At 59.6% G+C, this 869-nt stretch carries 2 pseudogenes; both read right to left on the minus strand.

The features are described from left to right. Window positions 1–95, minus strand: a pseudogene (locus E0D98_RS28225) (phage tail protein); the annotation flags it as partial. 68 nt (window positions 96–163) lie between these two features. Continuing rightward, window positions 164–869: pseudogene (locus E0D98_RS24930) on the minus strand (collagen-like protein); the annotation flags it as partial.

Raw genomic sequence — 869 nt, forward strand, 5'->3', positions numbered from 1 at the left:
TCATACCAGTCACGGCCATCCTCTGCCTTCAGGTACATTGCCCCCGGAACATCCGACTTCTCAGGAGTATAACGTTGCAGATTTTTAAGATTCATTTCTTCTCCTCATACGAATATTCAGGACGGGGTACCCGTTTAAGCTTTCCGCACCCGGGAAAATCATGTTATTCATGTTTCACCGTAACCCACTGGCTGCCATCATGAACCTGAAGGAAGCCGTAAGTGACAGCAGTGACACTGGCTGCCCCTAAATTGCCGTTCGTCAGTGATACCGGAGCCGTCCTGATATTCAGAATCACAGCGCCATCAGGGGCTGCATTTTCCCCCTGCGCACCGCCATAAAAAGAGGGGAAAACGACTGTACTGGAGGTAACTTCTGTTTTCTCGCTGATACGCACTCTGTTCGCCTGTGAATCTGCGCCATCCTTCCCTGCGGGGCCCGTCGGCCCGGTATCACCTTTCGGCCCCCGCTCACCGGCAGGGCCTGCCGGGCCGGGGTCACCTTTATCCCCTTTTTCCCCTTGTGGTCCTCTGGGGCCGGTAGCACCCTGTGGACCTCGATCACCAGGCTCGCCTTTTTCCCCCTTAGGACCGACGCTACCTGTTGGCCCCGGAGGTCCAGGTATACCCTGTGGACCAGCCGGACCTGTATCGCCTCTCTCCCCTGCCACACCCTGCAATCCTTGCGGCCCTCTCTCTCCGGCAGGTCCCCTCGGACCTGCCGGGCCCTGAGGCCCCGGCTCCCCTCTGGGGCCAGTGTCACCTTTTGGTCCCGGAGGTCCTCCGGGATCTCCCGGCTCTCCTTTTTCGCCTCTGGCTCCGGTTTCACCTCGCGGGCCCGCAGGACCAGCAGGCCCCTGAATACCCGCC

This window comes from Escherichia sp. KCJ4928, from assembly GCF_004352695.1.
Lineage (GTDB): Bacteria > Pseudomonadota > Gammaproteobacteria > Enterobacterales > Enterobacteriaceae > ECMA0423.